This window comes from Arachidicoccus ginsenosidivorans (assembly GCF_007971385.1).
Taxonomy (GTDB): Bacteria; Bacteroidota; Bacteroidia; order Chitinophagales; family Chitinophagaceae; genus Arachidicoccus; species Arachidicoccus ginsenosidivorans.
In genome coordinates this window covers 349591-375619 of record NZ_CP042434.1, presented here as the reverse complement: position 1 = coordinate 375619, position 26029 = coordinate 349591, and the positions used below count along the sequence as shown (strand labels likewise).

Annotated in this window: 18 protein-coding genes and 1 pseudogene; 16 read left to right on the top strand and 3 right to left on the bottom strand. The window is 37.4% G+C overall.

The window, feature by feature from the left end; genetic code table 11:
- Positions 1-31: 31 nt before the first annotated feature.
- Both FSB73_RS01380 and uxaC read right to left on the bottom strand, forming a co-directional pair.
- Positions 32-1057 carry a sugar kinase gene (locus tag FSB73_RS01380; RefSeq protein ID WP_225974738.1) on the bottom strand — a complete coding sequence of 342 codons (1026 nt, stop codon included), beginning with the start codon at positions 1055-1057 and terminating at the stop codon, positions 32-34.
- A gap of 37 nt (positions 1058-1094) precedes the next feature.
- Positions 1095-2518, bottom strand: a pseudogene (gene uxaC / locus FSB73_RS01375) (glucuronate isomerase).
- 322 nt (positions 2519-2840) lie between these two features.
- Between uxaC and FSB73_RS01370 the strand changes: the two are divergent.
- From FSB73_RS01370 to FSB73_RS01330, 10 genes are all read left to right on the top strand, one after another.
- Positions 2841-3917, top strand: coding sequence for a LacI family DNA-binding transcriptional regulator (locus FSB73_RS01370; protein ID WP_146779820.1), 1077 nt, complete (start codon positions 2841-2843; stop codon positions 3915-3917).
- 345 nt (positions 3918-4262) lie between these two features.
- Positions 4263-6053, top strand: coding sequence for a TonB-dependent receptor (locus FSB73_RS01365; RefSeq protein ID WP_146779819.1), 1791 nt, complete (start codon positions 4263-4265; stop codon positions 6051-6053).
- A 339-nt stretch (positions 6054-6392) separates the two neighbouring features.
- Positions 6393-6914, top strand: coding sequence for a hypothetical protein (locus FSB73_RS01360; protein ID WP_146779818.1), 522 nt, complete (start codon positions 6393-6395; stop codon positions 6912-6914).
- A gap of 771 nt (positions 6915-7685) precedes the next feature.
- Positions 7686-8927 (top strand): TlpA family protein disulfide reductase, encoded by a 1242-nt coding sequence (locus tag FSB73_RS01355; protein ID WP_146779817.1) that lies wholly within the window; start codon positions 7686-7688, stop codon positions 8925-8927.
- A 163-nt stretch (positions 8928-9090) separates the two neighbouring features.
- Positions 9091-9678, top strand: a complete 588-nt coding sequence (locus FSB73_RS01350) for a hypothetical protein (RefSeq protein WP_146779816.1) — start codon at positions 9091-9093, stop codon at positions 9676-9678.
- Between the two features lie 15 nt (positions 9679-9693).
- Positions 9694-10266 carry a TlpA family protein disulfide reductase gene (locus FSB73_RS01345; protein ID WP_146779815.1) on the top strand — a complete coding sequence of 191 codons (573 nt, stop codon included), beginning with the start codon at positions 9694-9696 and terminating at the stop codon, positions 10264-10266.
- Between the two features lie 133 nt (positions 10267-10399).
- Positions 10400-10765, top strand: a complete 366-nt coding sequence (locus FSB73_RS27345) for a glycoside hydrolase family 16 protein (RefSeq protein ID WP_146787961.1) — start codon at positions 10400-10402, stop codon at positions 10763-10765.
- Positions 10766-10978: 213 nt separating this feature from the next.
- Positions 10979-12841 carry a beta-N-acetylhexosaminidase gene (locus FSB73_RS01335; RefSeq protein ID WP_146779814.1) on the top strand — a complete coding sequence of 621 codons (1863 nt, stop codon included), beginning with the start codon at positions 10979-10981 and terminating at the stop codon, positions 12839-12841.
- Between the two features lie 62 nt (positions 12842-12903).
- Positions 12904-13227 (top strand): hypothetical protein, encoded by a 324-nt coding sequence (locus FSB73_RS23655; RefSeq protein WP_225974352.1) that lies wholly within the window; start codon positions 12904-12906, stop codon positions 13225-13227.
- Between the two features lie 120 nt (positions 13228-13347).
- A complete protein-coding gene (locus FSB73_RS01330) occupies positions 13348-15345 on the top strand; it encodes a glycoside hydrolase family 3 N-terminal domain-containing protein (RefSeq protein WP_225974351.1) in 1998 nt (665 codons plus the stop codon).
- A gap of 408 nt (positions 15346-15753) precedes the next feature.
- Here FSB73_RS01330 and FSB73_RS01325 read toward each other — a convergent pair whose 3' ends face one another.
- On the bottom strand, positions 15754-16809 hold the full coding sequence (locus FSB73_RS01325) for a LacI family DNA-binding transcriptional regulator (RefSeq protein ID WP_146779813.1): 1056 nt from the start codon (positions 16807-16809) through the stop codon (positions 15754-15756).
- A 557-nt stretch (positions 16810-17366) separates the two neighbouring features.
- Between FSB73_RS01325 and FSB73_RS01320 the strand changes: the two genes are divergently transcribed.
- From FSB73_RS01320 to FSB73_RS01295, 6 genes are all read left to right on the top strand, one after another.
- On the top strand, positions 17367-18326 hold the full coding sequence (locus tag FSB73_RS01320) for a glycoside hydrolase family 76 protein (RefSeq protein WP_158639368.1): 960 nt from the start codon (positions 17367-17369) through the stop codon (positions 18324-18326).
- Positions 18327-18915: 589 nt separating this feature from the next.
- Complete coding sequence (locus FSB73_RS01315) at positions 18916-19509, top strand: RNA polymerase sigma factor (protein ID WP_146779811.1); 594 nt, start codon at positions 18916-18918, stop codon at positions 19507-19509.
- A gap of 64 nt (positions 19510-19573) precedes the next feature.
- A complete protein-coding gene (locus FSB73_RS01310) occupies positions 19574-20719 on the top strand; it encodes a FecR family protein (RefSeq protein ID WP_146779810.1) in 1146 nt (381 codons plus the stop codon).
- A 111-nt stretch (positions 20720-20830) separates the two neighbouring features.
- A complete protein-coding gene (locus FSB73_RS01305; protein ID WP_146779809.1) occupies positions 20831-23062 on the top strand; it encodes a SusC/RagA family TonB-linked outer membrane protein in 2232 nt (743 codons plus the stop codon).
- Positions 23050-24216, top strand: a complete 1167-nt coding sequence (locus FSB73_RS01300; RefSeq protein WP_146779808.1) for a TonB-dependent receptor domain-containing protein — start codon at positions 23050-23052, stop codon at positions 24214-24216. The genes FSB73_RS01305 and FSB73_RS01300 overlap by 13 nt, the downstream gene beginning before the upstream one ends.
- The gene (locus FSB73_RS01295; protein ID WP_146779807.1) at positions 24188-25885 is read left to right on the top strand and encodes a RagB/SusD family nutrient uptake outer membrane protein; all 1698 of its coding nucleotides are present in this window, start codon (positions 24188-24190) and stop codon (positions 25883-25885) included. The genes FSB73_RS01300 and FSB73_RS01295 overlap by 29 nt, the downstream gene beginning before the upstream one ends.
- Positions 25886-26029: the final 144 nt, after the last annotated feature.

Genomic DNA, 26029 nt, shown 5'->3' with positions numbered 1-26029 from the left:
ATTTTTATAATAATTAAATTCAATGTATAAGCTAACTGCTTTTTAAGGACTGCATTCTTTTTTCCACCATTTGCAGACTTTGTTTGGTATGGTCGCCATTTTCATAAAATTTTCCAGTGGCGGCAGCCGTTGCAAAATCTACCTTGTCCTGGCCGGTCAGCCCGGCGTACTGGCCGTATAATAAGCCAGCCATAAAACAGTCCCCGGAACCGGCCCGATCAGTAATGCCGCTATAATCCTTTTGCGGGGAACAAAAAAGTGTACCCTCCTGATAAAGCGCGCCAAAATAACGCACAGCTGCCTCGTTCTCAGGTGCATTGAAGCGGAAAGTATATCCCACCTTTTTACAATTGGGGAAGGCCTTGATTACGCGCTCGGCGCTGTCTTTGGCGAAGGCTGCCAGAGGCTCAGGATCCATGGTTTGATCAGCTTTGGGGGCTGGACGAATGCCCAGCATCTGGCCGGCGGCCCAGATGTTGCCCATGATAAAATCTGCATATTGGGCAATTTCTGGCATGATGTCAATAGGTGATTTGCCGTATTGCCATAACTTGGACCGGTAGTTCAGGTCCAGTGAAACAGGAATTTGTCGATGAGCAGCTGCTTTTACCAGCTCCAGGCAGAGTGCGGCCGCTGAACTGGAGACGGCTGGTGAAATAGCCGTTAAATGTAGATGTCGAGTGTTATTTAGATAACTGTCAAAATCAATATCCTTTGACTGCAAAAGGGCAAAAGATGAATAAGCTCTGTCATAGACGACCCCCGCACTTTTAAGATCTGCTCCTGGAGTCAGATAATAAGTGCCGATTCTTCCTTCTTTTGTGAGGATATAATCGGTACTTACCTGGGCAGATTTAAGATAATTTCTGACTAAATCACTGACTGGATTTTGAGGAAGGGCAGTGCCGACCGCTGCTGGTAATTGCCACCCGGCAAGTGCCATGGCAACATTGAGCTCTGCACCACCCACGTAAGAAGACATGTTCCCCTGACCGGGCCAGCCGGTTTCAGGGGAAAGCCTGAGTAAAAGTTCTCCAAAACAAAGAATCTGCTGCATCAATAATGGGGCGTTTTAATGATGGTGTGTGTTTAATTTATTTATTTTCAATGAGATGAGACCAGCCAAAATAATTGGCTGCATTATTAAAACAGATATCTTTGATGATCTGGCTAATCCAGTTTAACTGTTCAGCTGGTAATTCGCCGTTTTCAACTTCTGTGCCGAACAAATTACAAAGAATTCTTCTAAAATACTCATGTCTGGGGTAAGAAAGAAAACTTCTGGAGTCGGTCAGCATGCCAACAAAGCGGCTGACTAGTCCCATATTGGAAAGGGCGTTGAGTTGACTTATCATGCCGTTTTTCTGATCCAGGAACCACCAGGCGGCGCCGAACTGAATTTTACCGACAGTTTTGCCATCATTAAAATTACCGGCCATGGTCGCAAAAATCTCATTGTCCGCCGGATTTAGGTTATAAATAATGGTCTTTGTTAATTGGTCGGCATCATCCAGGGTTCTTAAAAATTTGGAGAGCGCTACTGCTTGTTTAAAGTCTCCAATTGAATCGCATCCAACGTCGGCACCCATTTGCTGTAATAGACGGGTATTGTTGTTGCGAAGGGCTCCTAAATGGAATTGTTGTACCCAGCCTTTTTCATGATCCCACTTGGCAAATTGCAGTAACATGGCGGACTTAAATTTACGGTTTTGATCCAGATTAATGGTCTGACCAGCGCGTAACTGCTTGAAAACGATTTCAATCTCGTCGGTTGTAAAGTCCTCTGCATAGATTTCTTCAAGACCGTGATCAGAGACACTACAACCCATACTGGCAAAGAAATCATGGCGGCTTTTAAGCTGCTTAAGATAATCTGGATAGGTATTGATCTTGCTGTCCGTTACTTTTTCTAATAAGCTGACAAAATGATTAAATGCTGCCGGATCTTCTGGCGCCATGGCTTTATCTGGCCGAAAGGCAGGTAGAACCGGGATTTCAAAACCGTCGTCTTTTAATTTTTGGTGCCATTTCAGATCATCAGTCGGGTCATCCGTCGTACAAACAGTCTTGACGCCCATTTTTCTGAGCAGATTCTTTACGCTGTATTCGGGGTTCTAAGCAGGGCGGAAGCTTTTTCATAGATGGCATCTGCCGAATTTTCGTTTAAAAGATCGGTAATGCCAAAATAACGTTGTAGCTCCAGATGCGTCCAGTGGTATAATGGATTGCGCATGGTATAAGGCACTGTTCTTGCCCACTGCAGAAATTTTTCTTTCGCTGGTTTATTACCCGTCATATAGGACTCATCAATGCCATTTGCCCGCATGGCTCTCCACTTATAGTGGTCACCACCCAGCCAGGCTTCGGTAATGTCACTGAATTGGTAATCTTCTGCAATTTGCTGAGGAGAAAGGTGACAGTGGTAGTCAATAATAGGCATATCCACCGCTGCCTCATGATAAAGCTTCTTTGCAGTTTCTGTCTCAAGTAAGAAGTCTTTGTCTAAAAAAGGTTTCATCTGTCTGTTTTTTTCTTTTTGAGATTCCTTTGCCTTTTAGCGGGCTTAAATAATTTTAAATTTAAGATCCTTTGAATACATAGTATATATTATAGTATATAATAATGCACCGCTCTAGACGCTGGAATGGTCTGAAAATTAAATGATGCTCAATAACTAAATACTATTCGTTATTTTATTATGGTCAGCAATTTACAAAACATCATAGAACAACAAGGTGGTGCACTTGTATTTATTTACGCAACCGTTACCGGAAAACCAGGGAAGGGGCTTATATTTGGGCATAAATCTGGTGAATCTAAGGAGTAATAAAAATAATATCATGAAATTTGAACCTGTTACGATCAAGCAAATGGCCCGGGATTTGAATCTGGGTATTTCTACTGTATCCAGGGCTTTGCATGATAGTCATGAGATCAGTGAAGAAACCAAAAAAAGGGTAGTCGCTTATGCTAAGAAGCTAAATTATATTCCCAATCCTATTGCCCTGAGTCTGAGGGAAAAACGCAATAAATCCATCGGTATCGTGATTTCTCAGTTCAATAACCCCTTTTGTTCTCAGGTCGTGCACGGGATGGAATCATCTTTTTATAGCCAGGGATATCAAGTCTCTATTGTACAAACAGATGAATCTGCAGAAAAGGAAATGAAAGCGATCCAGTATTTGTCCTTCAGGGTGGACGGCCTCTTGGTTTCTATTTCTTCTGAAACGAAAAACATAGACCATTTAAAAGATTTATATGAAAAGGGGATGCCGATTGTGTTCTACGACCGGATTTGTGCTGATTTGCAAACACATATGACTATTTCTGATAATTATAGGGGCGCCTATGAAGCGACCAGACATCTTTTGGATCAGGGTTGTAGAAGAGTCGCTTTTGTGGGCGGTGCTGTTACTCAGTCCATTGTACAGGAAAGAAAAGCAGGCTATTTACAAGCCCTAGAAGATGGCGGTATTAATGTAGACCCAAAATGGATTCATTATTTACCCAAAGGAGGCGTCCATTATGTGGAAACGGAAGTGGCTATGGATCGACTGATGCGGTTGCCCAAAAATAAAAGGCCCGACGGGTTGCTCACTGCCTGGGATAAGGTAACGGCAGATGCTTATAGATATCTGCGGCGTCATGACATCTCTATGCCAGGTGAACTGGCGCTGATAGGATTTTCTAATTTTCCACTGACGGACTTTGTTTCTCCCTCCTTGTCTGTGGTACAGCAACAATCTGAAAAATTGGGTGAAGTGGCAGCAGGGCAATTGCTTTCCTTATTACAATCCAAAAGAAAACCGGCAAAGTTCCACACAGAGGTGTTGATGCCGGAGATTATTATCAGGGAGTCTTCCAGTAAATTATCTTCCGGTGAAAAAGAGCCATTGAAGGTAAAGAACAAGGATTAGGAATATTTAATTGAGCATTGTAAAGTCGTGGTCAACCTTAGGCAGGGAAATTCCAGCGAGTGCCACAAAAAAATATTGTAAATCGGCGAGGATAGTGCCCTTCTTTTAAACCAGAAAGTAAGTTTGAACCAGGAATTTAATGTGATTAATTAAGCCCTATAACGTACCATTTGATTCGGTTATTTTAATGGGGATTGCTCGATATGGATCATTTTGGTAAATACATCTCTATGAAAATCAAAGGACTATTTAATGTAGAACATTATTTCCCGAATTGGTAAATGATTGTAAATAGTTCGTAGGACCTTTGTAACTTATTTAAAGTATAAGGTGGACTAAGAATTCATGGAGAAATCTACACAAGGATATTTACATTGCAGGGGGCATCATTATGCACATTGGGCAAGAAGGCGTGTATTTATTATTATGTTGGGGTGTTTTCTTTTAGCCGGGGCTCTGAAAGGACAATCAAAATTACAATTGCGGGGCACTGTTTTGGATATGGATAATAAGCCATTGGAATTTGCCACGGTTATTCTACCCGAACATAGTGTAGGGACTCATACAGATAATAAAGGGAATTTTACGCTGAACTTTTTCTCCTCTGATTCTGTTTTTAATGTTGAGTTTCGGTATGTTAATAAAGCAACGGCATACAGAAAATTATATCTGACTGATTTACAAAAGCCCGTTAAAGTTCATTTAATACAACAGAGTCTGACCCTCAAAGATGTACAGGTACAGGCTGTCCGTGAAAGGCTGCATTCCAATACCTCTATAGTTATTGATCGCGAAGCGATTGAGCAGTCTCAGGCTTTTTCGCTCGCTGATATTTTGCAGATGCTGCCAGGAAAGAAAACGACTGCGCCAAATTTGCAGTCGCCACAGACCCTGACCTTGCGCACAGATGCTGACGGGCAGAATGCTTTGAATAATTCATTTGGTATCGCTATTTATATTGACGGAGTCCGTATCAGCAACGATGCCAACATGCAGGCACGCAATGAATCTATAAGAGGTATTAATGGTGCCAGTATCTCAAATCAGAAGTATGGTGGCTTTGATGTAACTTATAATGGGTTTGATTTAAGGGATATTCCTGTTGAACGTATTGAACGAATTGAAATAATTCAAGGAGTAGCGGATGCCAAATATGGAGAAATGACCAATGGAGCTATTCTAATAACGACCCGGGCAGGTAGCACTCCGCTGGAGGTATCCTTGCGGGCAAATGAGGGCTCCACGCAAATTACAGCCTCCAAAGGTGTGGCGCTTGGCGGCAAGGCTGGTGCATTAAATCTTAGCGGCGGATATACTTATAGTAATGCTGACCCTACGGATAAAATTAAAAGTTATAAGAGGATTAATACAAGCCTGCAGTGGTCTGTGGATCTGGCCAAACAACTCAGTAATACTTTTGGTTTTGGATATGACACCCGTTTGGATAATGTAAAAATGGATCCGGATGATGATGCGGAGAAAAGAACATTTCAAAAGGGGCATACGATTAACTTGAGCAATCGCCTCACCTGGCAGCCAGTAAACGGATTTCTACAACAAATTGTCTTAGGTGCAGCCTACTCCAGAGGTCGCCAGGAAACTTATAATCAATGGTTGTTAAATGGGCCGCCCAAGGCCGTTGCTGATAAAGACACGACAGGTATTTATGAGGGATATTATATCCCGGGCGCTTACCTTGCAGTGGAGCAGATTCTGGGAGTGCCGGTTACATTTAACGGATCATTGGACCTTAGTGCCCGAAATTTCAATACGGGTGGTTTTAGCCACCGACTCGTTGCAGGAGCGACTGTTGCCGGTTCTGGAAATAAAGGTGCTGGTATAATTATTGATCCAGAGCGTCCTAGATGGGGTATTTTTAATAATCAAACAGAACGGCCTGTAGATTACAGTAAGCTAGTGCCTTTTGCGACAAATTTCGGCTTTTATGTCCAGGATAATCTATCAGGAAAAATATTTTCAAGAAAATATAATCTGAATCTAGGATTCAGAACAGATATTCAAAATGGCTTTGCAGCCTATCAGCCAAGGCTAAGTGGTCATTATCAATTGACCAAAGGCTGGGGAATTTCGTTGGCTTATGGTGTGAGCACTAAGGCACCCTCCCTGGCGCATTGATACCCGGCACCGAGTTGGCTGGATATTCCATTACTTAATCTTTATAATGGCAATGCAGATCAGAGTCTGTTTCTGGTTTACACTAGAAAGGTTCCGACCGATAATGCCGATTTAAAGCCAGCCAAAAGCCAAAGCCTGGAATTTAGTATTGATTATAAGGGGAAAGCAGGCAGTGGTTCCATTACATTTTATGCCAAGAAGAATAAAGACGGGTTTTCGAGCACAAAAGAATATATACCCATTATCCTGCCGGTATATGATTATACAATTAACGCAGATCATACCTATAATTATTATCCAACGGATGCGTCAACTTTTTATGCCGGAGTAGGTAGAAATGTGATAGGCAATGGCCTTTATTCAGGGGATTATGGGATTGAACTGATTTACTCCACAGTAGAAATCCAAAAATTAGCAACCAGATTATCCCTTAGCTCGGCAATCAGTTACTCCCAATTTGATAGTCGCTACTTACAAGATATGGAGCCTGTCTCTGAACAGGCTATCCGTGACGGCTCTGAGGCAGTATTTGCCGTATATAATGATAAATCCAGCAAAAATACAACCTGGAACAGTACCGTTTCCAGTATTACTCATATACCCCAATTGGGATTTACAGTGAATCTCTCCATGGATATTTCCCTTTTGCAAACCAGGGAAACCCCGGCAAGTGACAATCGTGCCATAGGCTATTATACGCGTGATATGACATTTATTGCTATTGCAGCAGATCAAAGATCAGATCCGGCGTATAGTTATCTTAAAAGGGACCTTGAGGTTAACTTAAAAGATAAGTTGCCTTTTATCTACTCGGCGCTTAACGTTTCCATTGCCAAGGAGATCAAAAAAATATTCGACTAATGGTAAGAGGATATAATCTTTTTAATATCAGACCTCGGTACCGAAAACCGGGCACCAATACTTATACAGTATATAATAGCCCTGCAAGTATAACAGCCAATTTTTCTTCTGTACCTCTTATGTATAAGAGTATAGGGGATTTTACGCCAATTTTAACCTGACAATAATGTTAAAGAATATATATTTATAATATTTACAACTAATTAACGATTTGTTTTATATAATGAGGTATTTTTTCATTATATGAACTTAACTTTGTTAATGTAAGTTATTTTTAAGATCTTTAAAATTTTCAAAATGGAAAAATTAAAATTAAATGCTTGAACTTGGCGATACAGAAATACTTACAAGAGAGTAATTTAAAAAGTGTTATGGATGGTAGTGGAAGTGAAGAAAGTGGGATTTACATTCAGCAATCTGTACTTATGAACGGCAATAGGTTTGTTGCTTTTGATTATAGTGTTTCTAGAACGACAACGATGAAGTCATGTCCCTCCTCTGTTTAGTAGGACTTATATCTTTTTTTTACGAAGTAAAAAAATATGTTGGATATTAAATAGGGAGGAAACTTTGTAGTACCTATTCTGTTAGTAACAATAGCAGTTAATGAATATGAAGCGTTTCTCCTTCTTGTTTCTTTTTACCCGTATCTACTTATGATATTTATTATTAAAAAAAGCGAAAATATTAACCTGAGACCATTTAAAGAGTTTATTAAATGAATCTGCTACGCTATAAACGCATTTTTCTCTAAATCCGAAATAAATTAAAATGGTTATTAATGGTAATCGATTTTATAAACACATCTTAAAAATAACCTGCCGTATTAGCATTCTTAATCTCTCTTTAAGATCATTCATCGTCTGTGTAGTTATACTGTTTATTTTACCTACCTCGCTTTTATCTCAACAGAATTTTGATGTATCAATAGTATCAGATACAAGCGTTAATCTAAAATCGTTAGTAGTTCAATATGATAATGGGCTAAATCTTATTCCTATTTTAAATAAAACGGATACCCTACATTTGGAAGGAAAATTCTTTTCAAGGTATTTAGCATTGGAACTTTACTATTCAGATTCCGGAAGATATTCCCGTCTCGATTTTTTTATTGATAGATGTCCAGCAACTATCAATTTATTCAAAAATAAGCAAAACAAATTGGATTACAATTCCAAATCACAAAATGTAAAACCCATTTACGACACAACAAACAGAATTGTATTAATATTCAAATCATTAAAAGAAACCAAATTAATCAATGAATTTTTGCAGCAATATGGGAAACAGCTATATAAAACAGATTCTGTGACAAATAGATTTTTTCAACTGACAAAATTGAGAAATGCATCTATAATGCAAGCCGCAAAAAAAAATCGCGAAGACTATTTTTCTTTTTGGTACTTTAAAAATGAAGTTATTACACAAGCAATATCATTTTTTGTAGATGATACAACCTACTTTAATTCTTCATACCTTCACTTTTTGCTAGTTTTCCTGCGCTCTAATTTTCCAAAAAGATATGTCGATAGCCCTGAGGGGATTCAAATCATTAACCGCTTAGAGGGTTTAATTGCTCCCCCAAAAGAAAAAAATATTGCCCCTCTCTTTGTTACTAAAAATATAAAAGGCAATAATGTTGTTTTGAATAACTTGAAAGGCAAATACGTTTTACTTGACTTTTGGGCAACCTGGTGTGGTCCGTGCATGGCTTCAATTCCTTTAATAAAACAAATCAGGGCAGATTTCTCTTCGGATAGCTTGGTGATCATCGGCGTCGATAAAGATCGGGATTTTAACCTATTTAAGAAAGAAATTGCACGCAGTGAAATGAATTGGGTACATATTTTCGATGTAAAAAATAAAATTACAAACTTATATGGCATAACCGCATTCCCTACGACGATTCTTATCGATAAGCATGGAGCAATTATTTATAGGCATATAGGCTTGTTAAATAATGATGATAAAAAGAAAATAGAAGGTTTAATTATTGGAAAACATTTATTATGATATTGGCATTGTCTATCTCACTCACTCACTCACTCACTCACTCACTCACTCACTCACTCACTCTCTCTCTCTCTATATATATATATATATTATAGATATATAGATCTGACAAGAGTGTTCGTTATTTAGTATTTTTATAAACACAAAACTTGTATTTACATATATGCTCAAAAATATTTATGGAATTCCTTTTATCATTATTGCATTGTTTTTATTCCATGCTAAAGCTTGGTCCGCAAATTCTTTTGATATACTAATTAAGATAGATAGTTCAATTAACCCAAAGAATATTCGTATTGAATATTTTGATGGTAAAAATAAAAATATTGTTTCCGATAATTTCTCAAAAAATATATTGAGATTACATGGAGTTTATTATTCTGAATATGTTACATTTACCATATCAATTATAAATGGTGTCTTTGAAAAAAATAAGATCATATTTTTTGTCAATAATCATCCGGCAAAAATTTGTTTGTCCCAAGAAAATAAAGATCATGAAACATTACTTAAATATCATTCTTTGAAGGAAATACTCCCAGCTTTTGATACTGTTTATAATAGACTTTTTAAAGAATTATCAACAAATAGAAGAAAAGAGGTAGCTTCAATGAACAACTTTTGGAAACAAAATTCCAAAGGCCCTACAAATGATTCCTTGCATCGACTTTTCAAAAAAATAACTCAAGCATTAAATGACAATACGATTTCTTTTTTGCAAAATCATTCAAATAGTTATTATTCATTTTAGTTTTTTAAAAATCAAATCGTTGATTTTTCTTTAACTTTTTTAGCCAAAGATACTGCTTACCTACGATCTTTACTTGTATCATTAAAGTCTATTTTTCCAAAAAAGTTTATCAATAGTTTTGAAGGTATTCAACTTATTAATCGTTTAAAGAGTTATGTAATTTCTCCTCCTAAAGAAGGTCAAACAGCTCCTCTCTTTGTTGCGAAGGATGTAGAAGATAATGATGTTGACTTAAACAAGTTGAATGGAAAATACATTTTACTTGATTTTTGGGCAACCTGGTGCGGACCATGCATGGCAGCAGTTCCTTTAGTAAAAAAGTTAAGAGCTAATTTCTCTTCTGATAGCTTAGTAATCATTGGTATCAATAAGGACAATGATTTCAATAAATTTAAAAAGGAAATTGAACAAAGTAAAATGAATTGGAGGCAAATTTTTGATAATAAAAATATAATTTCAAGTTTATATGGAGTCACTGCAATCCCTGTAACTTTATTAATAAACAAGCATGGGGTGATTATTTATAGATCTTTAGGTTTAAGCATAAATAATGAAAAGCAAATAGAGAGTTTCTTAAAAAATAATTAATTCCAATTCTGTTTTTAGCCGTTTAATGACTTCTGAAATTCGTTTTTTGTACTAAAATCGTGTCCGCTTTTAAGTGGTTTGGCAAATTTGGAAATGCAACTTTTGTTGGCTCTAAAAGGTAGCAGACACCTGCATTAATAATACCAGGAAAAACGGCAGTGAAATAGATATATTTGAATATCATAGAAAAAGTCCGGATACAATATGGCAGACTGTCCACATAAATGGTTATGGCGCTTCTCATAAAGCGGAATCTAAACAGATTAAAATTGCCCATATAGATAGTGGGTTTCATACTTTTGGACTTTTATGGACAAAAGATGCTTATACGTTTTATGTAGATGGAGTGATTACATCTACAACATCTTTTGGGATATCTAATCGTCCCGAATATATTATTCTCAGTACAGAATTGACAGGTTTTGGTGGAGACCCGACTCTAGGGAAATATCCTGATAGTGTTGTATACGATTATGTGAGGGTCTATCAGGCTAAATAAATATGTGGATATCAAATATAGCATACCTTGGATGGCAATTATACAAACAAATAAGCTATTTTTGGTTTACTATAATTTTAAACAAGGTTGACAATGGCCTTGTAAGGGAGTAGGCATAATGGCAAAAGATTTTATGTAGCCTATTATACTCCATTATGATGGTCGGTATATTTGAATATGCCTCTATTTTGATTTTAAAAGGTGATTTAAATAATGCAAAAAATATATATGAGGGATTTCAATAATAGGTTTTTGATAGGCGGTGAGTTGCCTGGTTGTCGTTATTTGGCTATGATAAAGGCTGTAATTGCTGTTTTTATATTGGTAATGGCCTTGCCAAATCCAAGTAGCGCAATAATTGTAAATAATTGGGAAAACGATTTCAAAATAATAAACTCGGAAAAGGTCTTACAATTTGAGGTGTTAGCAGATAAACAAGTACAGGACACTTGCCCGGCGATTATCCCATTGCCTAACAAATACAGTTTGTTGGTGGTCAATAGGAGTAAGTTTTTTTATTTAAAAACAAATACGGTTATTATATTGGACAAAGGTGCAGCAAAGATAATTAATCCCAGGTTGCGCAATCAGTGGCAAACTCTTTTTAAAACTAATATCCAAAGGCTTTTAGATTTAGACCTGGACTTTTCCTTTAATGAGAATCGCAATCAATCTTTGAATGAATCAATTCCAAGTATTATGCTGAATTTAGCTAGACCTGGCGATAAGCTAATTAGTGATGCAGCCATTGCCACGAAGACAGGTAGTTATAGATTAAGCATTTCTCCAAATAGGGTTGTCATTACAGCTAACGATCAATCAGGGTTTCTATACGGACTTATAAGTCTTATTCAATTAGGGATTCATGAAAATATTAATAATCAAGGTTCTATGCTGAATTCTGCTCAATTAAGGATTCCTTGCTGGCAGATTCAGGATCAACCAAATTATGAGTGGCGCGGTCTTATGCTGGATGAATCCAGGCATTTCTTTGGTAAAGCTGAGGTAGAAAAGCTTTTAACCTGGATGGCCTATTATAAACTCAACCGGTTTCATTGGCACCTGACCGATGAGCCTGGTTGGCGGATTCAGATGAATACCTATCCTAAACTTACGACAATTGGAGCCATTGGTAATAAGACGGATTCCACAGCTCCTGCAATGTATTATACGCAGGCGGACATTAAAGAGGTGATTACCTACGCAAAGGCATTAGGCATCACTGTCATCCCTGAAATAGATATGCCGGGACACGCGACCGCTGCTAACAGGGCTTATCCTGAAAATAGTGGTGGTGGGGTAGGGAAATTTGCCAATTTTACCTTTAATCCAGGTAGAGATAGTACTTATAGCTTTCTGACCAACATTCTAAGAGAAGTACAAGGATTATTTGGTAGCAAAATGGTGCATTTGGGAGGGGATGAAGTCTCTTTTGGTAATGGTAGTTGGGGACAATTACCAGCTGTCAAAAACCTGATGACTAGCCGGCATTTAAAAGACAATAAAGAAGTAGAGGCCTATTTTTTAAGAAGAATGGCAGATTCTGCATTGCAGTATAATGACAAAATTTTAACCTGGGACGAGGGCGTGGATGCTGGGTTAGATGCTAATAAAACGATTATTTTTTGGTGGCGCCATGATAAGATTGGTGCGTTAAAGCATGCCATTGAGAAAGGGTATGATGTTGTGATGTGCCCCAGGATTCCATTATATTTTGATTTTGTGCAGGACAGTTCCCATAAAGTGGGTAGGAAATGGGCTGGAAAATATGCCTCCCTTCAGCAGGTCTTTGATTTTGATCCCGCATCATATACTATCAATATGGAAAGTAAAGGAAAGGTGCTTGGATTACAGGCCAATCTTTGGACAGAAACTGTGCACACAGTACAAAGATTGGACTTTATGCTTTTCCCAAGAATGGCAGCGCTCGCAGCTGCAGCCTGGACAAAAAAGACCGTCAGACAGATTGATCATTTTGAAAATACGCTTAAATCTGAACTTTACTTATATAATAAGGCGGGTATTGATTATTATAATCCATTTGATCCTGCTTATACACCTGAGGTGAAAAAGTAGATTTATCAGCATTAGCAGGTGCATAAGAAATATATATAAAAAAATAATATAATCATTTTGTAATGAAAATAACAGATACCTATAAATTGAAAGAAAAAAAATGTGGTCGCAATATTAAATGGTTGGTTTTTACACTGTTTATGGCGACAGTGGCAACAACTGGCTGGGGGCAGGCATTTGCTCCCAAAAAGGAAATCTACCATAAAGGTTGGAATGATCTGAATAAAAATGGCAAAAAAGATATTTATGAGGATCCAACAAAGCCTGTTGATGCGCGTGTTCAGGATCTTTTATCCAAAATGAATTTAAATGAAAAGTCTTGCCAATTGGCTACCTTATACGGTTATCAACGTGTCCTCAAAGACTCTTTGCCCACAAAAGATTGAAAAAATGAAATCTGGAAAGATGGGATCGCCAATATCGATGAAGAATTTAATGGATTTATCCAATGGGGACATATTGACAAGGGGCCATTGGCCAGTAATATCTTTCGTCATATCTGGGGCATGAACGAAGTCCAGCGTTTTTTTATTGAACAAACAAGACTCGGCATACCCGCTGACTTTACCGATGAGGGTATTCGCGGAGTTGAAGCTTATAATGCGACAGGTTTCCCGACTGCACTTAATATGGGGATGACCTGGGACAAATCTTTGGTTCGACAAATGGGGATTATTGAAGGACAAGAAGCAAAGGCCTTAGGTTATACCAACGTTTATGCACCCATTATGGATGTAGTACGTGATCAAAGGTGGGGGAGGTTGGAGGAGTCTTATGGAGAATCCCCCTATCTGGTGGCCCAAATGGGTATCCAGATGGCAAGAGCGATGCAGCAACAAGGCATTGCCAGTACGCTTAAGCATTTTGCCGTTTACAGTAATAATAATGGCGCCAGGGAAGGGATGGCCAGGACAGATCCACAAATTCCAGAAAGAGAAATGCGCGACCTGTTGCTATATTCATTCAGGCATGTGCTCGATAGTGTAGACGTAATGGGAATTATGTGTTCCTATAATGATTACGATGGCATTCCTATTACAGGTAGTCATTACTGGTTGACAGATGTGTTAAGGGACAAATTTAAATTTAAAGGGTATGTCGTCAGTGATAGTGATGCCATGGAGTATCTGTTTTCCAAGCATCATGTGGCCAAGGATTTTAAGGATGCAGTTTATCAGGCTTTGATGGCTGGGATGAATGTTCGTACGACCTTTGCACCGCCAAATAATATGATTGAGGCGGTAAGAGCCTTGGTTAAAGAAGGGAAATTGGCAGAAAAAATACTCAACGAAAGGGTGGCTGATGTGCTACGTGTAAAATTTAAGCTGGGCCTCTTCGATCATCCTTATGTCGAAAATCCCGAGCATAGCAAGGAAATTGTTAATAGCGAAGCGCATCAGAAGGTTGCGCTCCAGGCATCCAGGGAGAGCATTGTTCTATTGAAAAATAAGGACAATATATTGCCATTAAATAAAACGATAAATAAAGTGGCTCTGATTGGGCCTAATATTTTGGATAATGATTATGCACATACACATTATGGACCTTTGATGGCGCCAAGTGTAAATATATTGCAAGGGGTTACGGAAAAATTAGGGACAAACAAGGTCGTATATGCAAAGGGCTGTGACCTGGTGGATAAGAACTGGCCAGAAAGTCAGATTTTACCTGAGGCGCCTGATTCAGCGGCAAGAAGGATGATGGACAGTGCAGTGGCTATCGCCCGGCAGGCTGATGTAGCGGTGGTAGCATTGGGCGGTAATACAAGGACTGCCGGAGAGAATAAAAGCAGTACGGATCTGGATTTGCCTGGATTTCAAAGACAGTTAATTCAGGAGGTCTATGCTACTGGAACACCGGTGGTGGTGGTGCTTATTGGTACGCAACCCATGACCATCAATTGGATAAATAAATATGTGAAGGGGATTATTTACGCAGGTTATCCAGGCGTTAAAGGGGGAACCGCGATTGCTGACGTACTATTTGGGGATTATAATCCTGGCGGAAAACTGACGCTTACTTTTCCTAAATCGGTCGGCCAGTTGCCGCTTCATTTTCCATCTAAGCCCAATGCTCAAAGTGATGCGGGAGAAGGTGCAAAAATTAAAGGGCTCTTGTATCCATTTGGCCATGGGTTAAGTTACACAACTTTTAGTTATAAAAATTTAAGAATTGCACCAAATCATATCAAAACAGATGGTACTACTACCGTCTATGTAGATGTGAGCAATACCGGTGATCGGGAAGGCGATGATGTTGTTCAGATGTATACCAGAGATATTTTAAGTTCAGTGACTACTTTTGAAAAAAACTTACGAGGATTTGAAAGAGTGCATTTAAAACCAGGGGAAACAAAAACAGTTGCGTTTAAGATTGTTCCGGATGATCTGATGCTTTGGAATAGAAAGATGGAGCATGTGGTAGAACCGGGGACCTTTGAAATTATGATCGGGCATAGTTCCGCTAATATCGCACTTAAGGAAAAATTGGAGGTAGAAAATTAATACGTAAATAAATTAATAGGAGAGATTAAATCGTATTTCGATGTCAGACCAGCTGTTCTTTGATTATTCAAGGGGCAACTGGTCTTTCTTAGTTATAAGTGAATTATGACAGAGGTATTGATTTTATTTGGATCTATTAGCCATTGCCAGTTTTGAGTTGTGTGCAATAGTAGAAGAAGCCTGAAAACCAGTGCAGAATTTAAATTGTCTGAGCAATGGAGAAGTCAAAATAATTCACGCCCGAACTTTTGCCTAATGGAGCAAACAGATCCCGATAATTGGGTTACAATAGACGAAAGGGTCAATTTCTCTTTAACCTTGGTTTTTTGATGAACGTTTATTTTAAATTCGATGTAGTAAATAGTCAATTTTTACTCAATGACGAAACTTTGGTTAAATACAAGATTATTACCTTTTCAAATCCTTTGATTTTACGGTGGGGCAAGACTTACGGATCATTAACTTTGTGGGGAGCACCACCTGCTCCTTTTCGTTGTGATGATTATTTGATAAACCATTACTTTCGCGAAGTTCCTTTTTTAGTAACTTAACGATGGTTGATGCGATATCCTCAATCGGCTGCGCAATGGCTGTTATTGAAGGGGAGAATAGTCCAAAATGTGTATTGTCATCAAATCCGATGACGGCGATCTGGTCAGGAATGCTTTTGTTCAATTCCTGTAGTGTTCTAAGTCCATTAATCGCTAAATAGTTCGTTGCAAAAATAACGGCGTCAATCTGAGGCTGTGTCCGAAAATAGTATTTGATCTGGCTGACCAGGACTTCCTCAGACAATGTATAAGCAATTTCCAAAATGCAGGGAGCGTAACTGTGGTCATCAATGGCCTTTTTATAGCCTTCTAAACGATCTGCCATTTGGCTTTGCACGGAAGATAGGGTGATAAAGGCAATATTTTTATATCCTCTATTAATCAACAGTTCTGTTGCTTCGTGTGTACCCTCAAAATTATCTACGCAGACCAGGTTGGCATTTGTATCTGGTAAATACCTGTCAAAAAGTACTAAAGGCACCTGGTCAGCAAGTAATACCTGAATCTCCTTTTCCGTGCCCGGTGTTGGAGCTATAATAAAACCATCTACAAGGCGGTCTCTAAAGGCTTTGATTAGAGACTTTGCTTTTTGTGGATCGTTTTCAGTGCTTGAATAAAAGAGCTTATAATCATGCAAAGAGGGATGTGTTTCGACCAAACGGGCAATACCTGCAAAAAAAGGGTCGGCAATATCCTCCACTAACATTGCAAGGATCTTGCTTTTGCCCGTCCTTAGGCTCTGCGCAATTAAATTGGGTTGATACCCGCACTTTTTAGCATGTTCCAGAACCCGGTCTCGCATTCGATCACTAATGCGTCTTTCTTCTGTTTTTCCATTTAGCACCGCAGATACAGTGCTAATGGCGACGCCCAGATCTGCTGCAATGTCCCGAATTGATATTTTTTTCTTCATCTTTATAGAAGGTTTCTTTGCTTGTTTATGCTTGTTTCCTGATACAAGGATATCCAGAGAGCAACATTAATTAACTGTTTAAATAATGTCACAATAGTAATATTTTTTTTAATCTTTACTTAAAAACGCTGTTAGTAAAGGGCCAGAAACGCATTTTTATTAGATTAATTGGCTTTGTGAATTGGTGGAGATTGTTGCAAATTAAATGATTTTTTAATAAATCTGCAATAAATTGATAATATGTCTCCCAATCTGCCATCACCCCACTTATATTTGTCACCTATATGTCAATTTCCCGCCATTGATTATTTATTTTTTTAACCAATGGCGGGTAATCAGTTCTAAGGGGACTTATAGGTTATTTAGTGAAAGGACAATCTTAATTATCAATGAATAAAAGTTTTATTGTGAATGTATTTAAGCAGATTAGAACAAGGAGATTTCTTGCGATATTGCTAATAATGGTTTTTGGTACTGTACATAATAGTTATGGCCAATCCATAAATTATAAGAAGGAACTCCAAAGTCTATATACTGCAGTAGAGCAAAATTTTTATATGCCTGATAGCGGATTTTATAGAGAACATGCCGTTCGGGAAAAGGAAGATCATGCTGTGTCTTATCTGTGGCCCCTTTGTGCACTTATACAGGCTACCTGTGAAATGGAGCGTGTCCGGCCAGGTAGTAATTATATGGACCAGATTTATAATGTGATTGAAAAGTATGACGATCCGGCCCCTCCCAGTCCTGGATATGATTCCTATCCAGGTATATTTAAAAGAGAAGACAGGTATTATGATGATAATCAATGGATCGGTATTGCTGCAATGGATGCCTATTTTAGAAGCCACAAGAAAAGAGACCTGAAGATGGGTAAGAAAATCTGTGCATTTATGATGACAGGATATGATACGGTTTCTGGCGGAGGCTTATATTGGCGCGAAGGCGATAAGTCCACTAAGAATACCTGCAGCAATGGTCCCGGAATTATTGTCCTAATGCAACTTTTTCAGGCAACCCACAAAAAAGATTATCTGGACAAGGCGCTGGGACTTTATAAGTGGACCAATAAACATCTGAAATCCCCAGATTTTCTTTTTTACGATAACCTCAATGTAAATACCGGTGAAATCGCAAAGCATCAATTTTCTTATAATACTGGTACCATGTTGGAATCGAATGTGTACTTATTTGAGGCGACCAAAGATAGCAGCTATTTAATTGAAGCGAAAAGGATCGCAGCCAGTGCGGCAACTTATTTTTTGGATAGCGGTCAATTTAGAGATGATATTTGGTTTAATGCAGTACTGCTCAGAGGATTTGAACGCCTGTACAAACATATAGGTGATAATGCTTATTTGAAAGCATTTGCAAAATGTACGGATTATGTCCTGAATCATGATAAGAATATAAATGGACTGACTGGTCAGAAAAAGGCTCAAAACCTGGTAAATCAGGGTGGAATGTTGGAGATCCTGGCAAGACTTTCCGTTTTGCAACAGAAAAGATCATTATAAATAAAGAACAGATATGTTGAGAACTGTATTTATCTTTTCATATTGAGCAGGGAAGAAGTAAAATTTTGTAGCAACCTGCTGAAAATCTGTTTGCAATTAGTTTATAAGCTACAGAATTCAACGGATGTGATTTTATTGACTAACCCCCATTGATCGAAATAATTATTTCTTAAAAATTATTATTTCGATCAATGGGGGTTGTTGCATAGATACGGTACTTATAAGGCGGAGTCAAGATGAATTGTGTCTAAGGCTTTTATATCAGTGTAAAGGTTTTAAAGATAAATTATGCAATTATTTGATTAATAAGGATGTATGGTGATTTTAGTTTGTGGAGGCACCTGATATATAATTAGCTCCAATTTTAATTTGATAAAGTTCAAAGGGTAATAGATAATCTTTAAGTGCTTGATATATACCAAATAATGTAAAAGAAAAGGTCATATTAATTGAATGTGTCTCTTTAGATTTAGGTTTGAGGATTTGATAATTGTAGTTGGGATGTACATTATTCGGGTAGTCTAAATCCATCAAAGTGCTTATTGTTTTACCTGTTTATTGTGGGTCATTGGATAATTAAACCTTGCAAATGGAGAATATTTTTAAAGATGACGATTATATTTTGGTCAGTATATCAGAAGGAAACGAAAGAGCTTTTGAAAGACTATTTTATGCGTACAAAGATAAGGTTTATGGTGTTGCGTTAATTTTTATGAAAAATAATACGGATGCAGAAGAAGTATTGCAAGACGTTTTTTCCAGGATTTGGAAGTATAGAAAGAAGCTTCCTGAAATTAAAAATTTTTCTGCATGGGTTATTACTGCTACTCGTCATCGCTGCTTAACACTATTAAAGAAAATTGCTGTAGAGCATAACAAAAGAGCTGCGATGCAAATTATATCTAAGAATCAAACAATGAAAGATCCTGAAAATGAAATCCAACAAAAGGAACTTCAGGATTTATTGCAAACTGCTTTATTGTGTCTGACTCCCCAGCAAAGGAAAGTATTTGAGTTGTCTAGGTTGCAAGGATTGGATAGGAGAGATGTTGCTTCTACCTTGGGATTGTCTCCTGCCACAGTAAGTGTGCATTTAACGATTGCTCTTCGAAGGGTGCGTTCATTTCTTTTTGAACATAGCTATGAAACCCTTTTAATCTGCGTTTTAATAAATATTCTTTAGTTTTTTAAAAAAGAACTAATAACATTTTCCAGAAGCGGAGTCTTTTATAAAAGTAAAAGTGCGGATGGATAGTTTAAGGCTGAAAGAATTATTTCGGAAATATATTGATAATACTATTTCTGAAACAGAACGGCAGGAGTTTTATAATCTTGTCGCAAAGCCGCAGTCCATTAAGCTGTTGCGCAAATATTCTGAAGCGTTTCATGATTTCCCTAGTATAGATTTGCCAAAGGATATTGCCTCAAAGATATTATCGGATATTTTATTGGCTGATAAACAGGATAGTAATGACAATGGAAATTTGTTTAAAATACAATATAAGCCTAAGAATAGAAGTGTAAGGAAGAAGAAATATTTGAATCTATTTAGTGTTGTTTCAATAGCCTTGTTTTTTATCGCCATTTATTTTAATAATGGAAGGCATAAGAAACAATCAATCGTTTTTGATAATCAAGTTATTAAGGATGCAAAGCCTGGTCACCAGGGAGCTGTTCTTACTCTTTCTAATGGGATGTCTTATCTGCTTGATACAGCTAAAGATGGAATGATAAGGCCTGGGATTAAAAAATCGGAAAATGGAATTAGTGTAGTAAATGAAGATGAAATATATTATGCTACGTTGGAGACCCCTTATGGGCGTACACAGAAAATAATCCTTAGTGATGGGACCAGAGTCTGGCTTAATGCAGGGTCATCTATTCATTTTCCTTCTGAATTTAAAGGAACTGAACGCCGGGTGGTATTAACTGGTGAAGCGTATTTTGAGGTGGTTCATAATGAAAATCAGCCTTTTATTGTACTGGCAGGCAATGATGAAATTAAGGATCTGGGAACACATTTTGAAGTTAAAGCTTATTGTGATGAATCGGAAGTTAAAACAACTTTATTAGAGGGAAGTGTTCAAATCGGTGATATTGTTCTAAAACCAGGACAACAATATGCAAATGGACAGATTAAATATGTTGATACAACTGAAGCGATAGCTTGGGTTTCTGGTTTCTTTCATTTTGAAAATGCTGGTATTAAAGAAGTGATGCGGCAGTTGAGTCGTTGGTATAATGTACAAGTGGATTATGCATCATCAGTGCCGTCCCAGCAGTTTGAAGGAGAAATCCAGCGGAGTTTGAATCTGTCACAAGTTTTGAGACTTATTGCTGGCACAGGAATACACTATACTTTGAATGGCAATAAATTGACGATTCGTCCTTAAGATTTATTGTTTAACCTGAGTTTAGCTGGTATAGAGGAGTGATTTTAATTTTATTAATAGCGCAAGGGTGCGCAATGGTTTTTTATTGTTTAACTCAAACATTGCAAAGGTATGATTATGCATTTATCGTCTAAAGGGCGAAGGCAATTCCTTTTATCCATGAAGTTTGTCTTTTCATTGCTTTTTGTTGCTGCTTTACAAGCGAGCGGCAAGGCGAAATCACAAAATATTAGTTGTTCTTTTAAGGATGCTCCGTTAAAAAGTGTACTCGCTAAATTCAAAGAACAGAGTGGCTACGTGTTTTTTTATAAAAGGGGTGCCTTGAATTCGGCTCTTCCAGTATCTTTGAGTTTGCAAAATGCCAATATCGAAGATGCTTTATCTGTGTGCTTTAAAGGACAGCCATTGGATTATCAAATAGAAGACAAAACCGTCTTAATTGTTCCCAAAAAGTCTGCTCTTGCACAAACGGATGTCAAAAGATATATTGTGCAACAAAGTCAGGTAAGCGGTGTCGTTACTGATTCTACGGGCAATCCTCTATCGGGTGTATCTGTTTTGTTGAAAGGATCAAAGACGGGGACTATTACTGGACCAGATGGTAGATTTCAGATCAATGCAAAGAAAGGAGATATCTTACAATTTAGTTTTGTTGGCTATTTAACAAGCGAAATTGAAGTAGATGATAGGACGGAATTTAAAATTTCCCTACGTAATAAGCCAACGGCATTAAATGATGTTGTAATTATTGGTTATGGTACAACAACTAGACAAAAACTCATTGGTGCTGTGGATCAGGTGTCTTCAAAAAATATTGAAAACAGACCTGTAGGTAACCTGACACAAGCGCTCCAGGGGGAAGCCCCAAGTCTGGTGATTCAGCAAAAAAGTATGGATCCAAATAATAATGCCATTAATATTAATATCAGAGGTTTGAATACCAAGACGAATGCACAACCTTTGGTGGTTATTGATGGTATGGTTTCAGATATAAGCCATATGAATAGCTTGAATCCTAATGATGTTGATAAAATATCTATTCTAAAGGATGCTGGAACTGCGGCTATTTACGGATCAAGATCAGCTAGTGGTGTTATTTTAATTACGACTAAGCATGGCGCAAAAAATATGGCTCCCAATATTCGGCTTGGAGCGTCAGGAGGTGTTCAAACAGCAGATATTTTATATCACCCGGTAGAAGGCTGGCAAAACGCGACTTTATTGAATGTTGCTTTAGCCAATGGTGGTAATAGTCCCGCATATACGCCTCAACAAATACAAGATTTAAAAGATCATAAGGATGCTCCTTGGATGATGGATTATATTTTTAAAAATGCGCCACAACAACAATATGATGCGAGTGTCTCAGGCGGTTCAGCACATAGTACTTATATGGTTTCTGGAAGTTATTTTTCGCAAGGAAGTAACTTTATAGGACCTGGTTATGGTATTCAACGATATACACTTCGGACTAATTATACTGCAGAATATAAGCGATTAAAAATAAACGTCATTTTAGGATACGTTCGTAATGATGGCAAAGGGGATCAGGCAAATGCAGGCTTTAAAATTGCGGATGCCAGTAGAACACCTAAATATTATACAAATCAGCCTATGACGCAAGATGGCAGATACTTGATTAGTTCTGTAGGTACCAATACTGCAGCAGCTTTAAAGCTAGGGGGATTTAATAAACATAACAATGATTGGGTGACTGTAGGAACAGCCTTAGATTTTAAAATTACGAATGATTTGAAGGCAAGAGGGGTATTTGGATATGATTTAAATTCTGATTGGAATTTTGTAAGGAATCTGCAATATCCAACCTATAATAGTGCAGAAAGTACAGAGCCGGTACTGAATAATACAGATAGAAATACGGAAAATTATTCCTCAAAGAATGTTTATGTAAATGCGCAGTTTTTGTTGGATTATAATAAACAAATTGGCAAACACAATATATCTGCCATGGCTGGTGTTTCACAAGAAGTCGTAAATAATAGGGGGATCAAAGTTATAACCAAATTTACGGATGAGGAATTAGGTACTCCGGTTTCTGATGGTGATAATCAAACCACTTTTGACCAAAGTAGAACACAGGTAAATGGAACATTGAAAAGAGTGATTCAATCAGTTTTTGGACGCGCTGATTATAATTATGCGGATAAGTATTCAGCTGAATTTACTATTCGTTCTGATGGGTCTACAAGATTTCCTAAAGAAAATCAATGGGGCGTATTCCCCTCTGTTTCATTAGGGTGGATGGTGTCCAAGGAGCCTTTTATGAAATCTTATCAGGAAAATGTTGGTAATTTAAAATTACGTGGTTCATGGGGATTTTAGGGAATCAAGAAATAGCGGATTATCAATATTTTACAACTTATACTGTTTATTCTAACATTGCAGGTTTTGATAATAATATTTATTCTGGGACAGGATTTCAATTAGGGAGCCCAGACTTGAAATGGGAGAAGGTTAATACGAGAAATATTGGAGCTGATCTCAGTTTTTTGAATGACAAATTATCGGTTAATCTGGATTATTTTTATAATAAAACCAATGATATTCTTTTAAGTCCGATTACACCAACTGTTTTAGGAACGACGCTTGGAGACGTTAATATTGGTTCTATGGAAAACAGAGGTTGGGAAGTTACTTTGAACTACCATTTTAAGACAGGTGATTTTAATCATTCAGCATCTTTTAATATTGGCAATACTGAAAATAAGGCATTAGACCTTGGTAATCCACAGATTAGAGTAGTGGACAATGTTGGTTTTATTCAGCAAAATGGATTGCCTTTAGGCGCTTATTATGGATTGAAAACCGATGGCCTTTTCCAAAGTTATGATGAAATAGCCAATTCTGCTATACCAATTGGTGTGACACCGCAGCCGGGCGATGTTAAATTTGTTGATCGTAATAATGACGGTGTAATAGATGATAATGATCGTTATTATCTGGGCGACGGTTTTCCTCATTATAATTTTGGATTTTCTTATAATTTAAATTATAAAGGATTTGATTTATCCGTTCTTATTCAAGGTGTAGGCAAAAGATTGCAATCTTTAAGAGGTGATATATATATGCCTTTTCATAATGGGGCATGGTATCCTGTTATATTTAAACACGAGTTGGATACTTGGACTGTTACCAATACAGATGCAAGGTTTCCGAGGTTGACTACCGATAATTCTTCTTCCTTCTCTAATAATTGGGGCAGGCCTTCTGATCTTGTTATTCTCAATGCTAAATATATTCGGGTAAAAAATATACAACTCGGTTATACTTTACCTGAGAAACTTGTTTCAAAATGTGGTTTTAAATCGGTACGGGCATTTATTAATTTGCAAAATCCTTTCACTTTCTCGCCTAATTCCTTTATAGATCCCGAATCTACGGAGTTTGATAACTTATTGAATGCTAGTGGTGGAAATAGTGGCAGAAACTATCCTACACTTAAATTTTATGGAGCGGGCGTTAATATCAATTTTTAAAAATTATAAACATGAAGAAACTGATTTATATTTTGCGGGAATTATACCTATTGTATATTTTCTGTCTTGCCAGAAATTATCAGTCAGTCCTACTGATAAATTTACCGATGAGAGCTATTGGACATCGGTAAGTAAAGCACAATTGGTGTTAAATATGGCTTATAACCAGATGTACAGTGCTAATACCATGTGGCAGGATGAACAGTTAAGTGACAATCTGGTGCATACCTATGGCGCAAGCGATCCTTTTTCAATTCGTAGGGGAGAAGCTACGCCGGCTTTGGGTTTATTTGCCAATGAGTGGAAAGGCGATTACGGTGGCATAAAGACTTGCCTTGTTTTTTTGGATAATATTGATCGTATTACTGATATACCAGAAGCGACAAAAGCTAGAATGATCGATGAAATTCGGTTCATAAGAGCTTTTATTTATTTTCGACTTGTGAATTATTATGGTGCCGTTCCTTTTTTTACGGATGAAATCACATTAGATGAGGCATATAAGGTTTCTAGAACCCCCAAAAGCGAAATTATGACATTTATTCATTCTGAATTGGATGACATTATTAAAAACGGAAATCTTCCCACTTCTGATAATTTGGCCCAAGAGGAGAATGGAAGAATTACTTTAGGGGCTGCGGTGGCTTTTCAGGCGCGTGCCTATTTATATGAAAATAACTACCAGAAGGTTAAGGATTTGACGACTGAAATGATGAATGATCAGGATAAATATGGGCATTATAGTCTGTTTACCTATGCTGCAAAAAAAGATATGAGTTATTTTATGTTATTTACTCCAGAGAGTGAATATAACAGCGAAGTAATTCTCGATGAAACTTATGTTCCTAATTTGAAGACCTGGACTAATATGACTTCAATGGCACCTATTTCCAAGAAAGCACAAATTTCTGCTGATAATCCTACACAAGAATTGGTGGATTGTTATTTGACTATGAACGGGCTTCCAGTAAAAGGTGCTGATAAGGATCCATCTTATAACGAAAAAGATCCTTATGTTAATAGAGATCCCCGGTTGTATGCCACAATTGTTTATGACAATTATAAATGGCTGAATAAAGACGGTTCGACAGATATTATTCGCACTGCAAAAGGAAGTAATACCGAAGATTCTTACATAAGTCCAGTCGATAGACAAACTAAAACTGGGTATTATGTTCATAAATATTTTGATTGGACTATGGGGGATAATTTTCAATCTGGACTCAATATTATAATGTTTCGTTATGCTGATGTGTTATTAATGAATGCTGAGGCATGTAACGAAATTTCAAAAATAACTGAAAGTCAATGGAATGAGACGATTAGGCCCATAAGAGAAAGAGCAGGTTTTACTGCCGCTGCAGCATTAAATTATCCAGCAAACAAATCACAAGCTGAATTAAGGGATATTATCAGAAATGAACGTCGCGTGGAATTGGCAATGGAAGGATTACGCTGGTTTGATATTAAAAGATGGAAGATTGGACAGCAGGTGTTAAATGGCTATATGCATGGATTTAAATTTGGCGGTAGTGATGCAAATGTAGATGGAGGCTATCTGCGTGTTGCTCAATATCAATTTAGTGATAACAGAGACTATTTATGGTCTGTACCATTGGATCAAATGGACTTGAATGCTAATTTAAAACCCAATAATCCTGGATATTAATAGTCGCCTTCTTTCGCGTTGTCGAAAAATAGGGTAATTATAATATGGAACTTTAAGGACGGAATGGTTTTAAGATATTATGGAGCATTCCTTCTGAAAAATAATTAATTTAAATAATAAACAGATGAAAACAATAATGACAAA

Bases quoted from the DNA above. Each gene is read 5' to 3' on its own strand.
- FSB73_RS01380 (WP_225974738.1), bottom strand. From the start codon at position 1,057: ATGCAGCAGATTCTTTGTTTTGGAGAACTTTTACTCAGGCTTTCCCCT.
- FSB73_RS01370 (WP_146779820.1), top strand. From the start codon at position 2,841: ATGAAATTTGAACCTGTTACGATCAAGCAAATGGCCCGGGATTTGAAT.
- FSB73_RS01365 (WP_146779819.1), top strand. From the start codon at position 4,263: ATGGAGAAATCTACACAAGGATATTTACATTGCAGGGGGCATCATTAT.
- FSB73_RS01355 (WP_146779817.1), top strand. From the start codon at position 7,686: ATGGTTATTAATGGTAATCGATTTTATAAACACATCTTAAAAATAACC.
- FSB73_RS01350 (WP_146779816.1), top strand. From the start codon at position 9,091: ATGCTCAAAAATATTTATGGAATTCCTTTTATCATTATTGCATTGTTT.
- FSB73_RS01335 (WP_146779814.1), top strand. From the start codon at position 10,979: ATGCAAAAAATATATATGAGGGATTTCAATAATAGGTTTTTGATAGGC.
- FSB73_RS23655 (WP_225974352.1), top strand. From the start codon at position 12,904: ATGAAAATAACAGATACCTATAAATTGAAAGAAAAAAAATGTGGTCGC.
- FSB73_RS01330 (WP_225974351.1), top strand. From the start codon at position 13,348: ATGAACGAAGTCCAGCGTTTTTTTATTGAACAAACAAGACTCGGCATA.
- FSB73_RS01325 (WP_146779813.1), bottom strand. From the start codon at position 16,809: ATGAAGAAAAAAATATCAATTCGGGACATTGCAGCAGATCTGGGCGTC.
- FSB73_RS01320 (WP_158639368.1), top strand. From the start codon at position 17,367: ATGCCTGATAGCGGATTTTATAGAGAACATGCCGTTCGGGAAAAGGAA.
- FSB73_RS01315 (WP_146779811.1), top strand. From the start codon at position 18,916: ATGGAGAATATTTTTAAAGATGACGATTATATTTTGGTCAGTATATCA.
- FSB73_RS01310 (WP_146779810.1), top strand. From the start codon at position 19,574: ATGGATAGTTTAAGGCTGAAAGAATTATTTCGGAAATATATTGATAAT.
- FSB73_RS01305 (WP_146779809.1), top strand. From the start codon at position 20,831: ATGATTATGCATTTATCGTCTAAAGGGCGAAGGCAATTCCTTTTATCC.
- FSB73_RS01300 (WP_146779808.1), top strand. From the start codon at position 23,050: ATGGGGATTTTAGGGAATCAAGAAATAGCGGATTATCAATATTTTACA.
- FSB73_RS01295 (WP_146779807.1), top strand. From the start codon at position 24,188: ATGGAGCGGGCGTTAATATCAATTTTTAAAAATTATAAACATGAAGAA.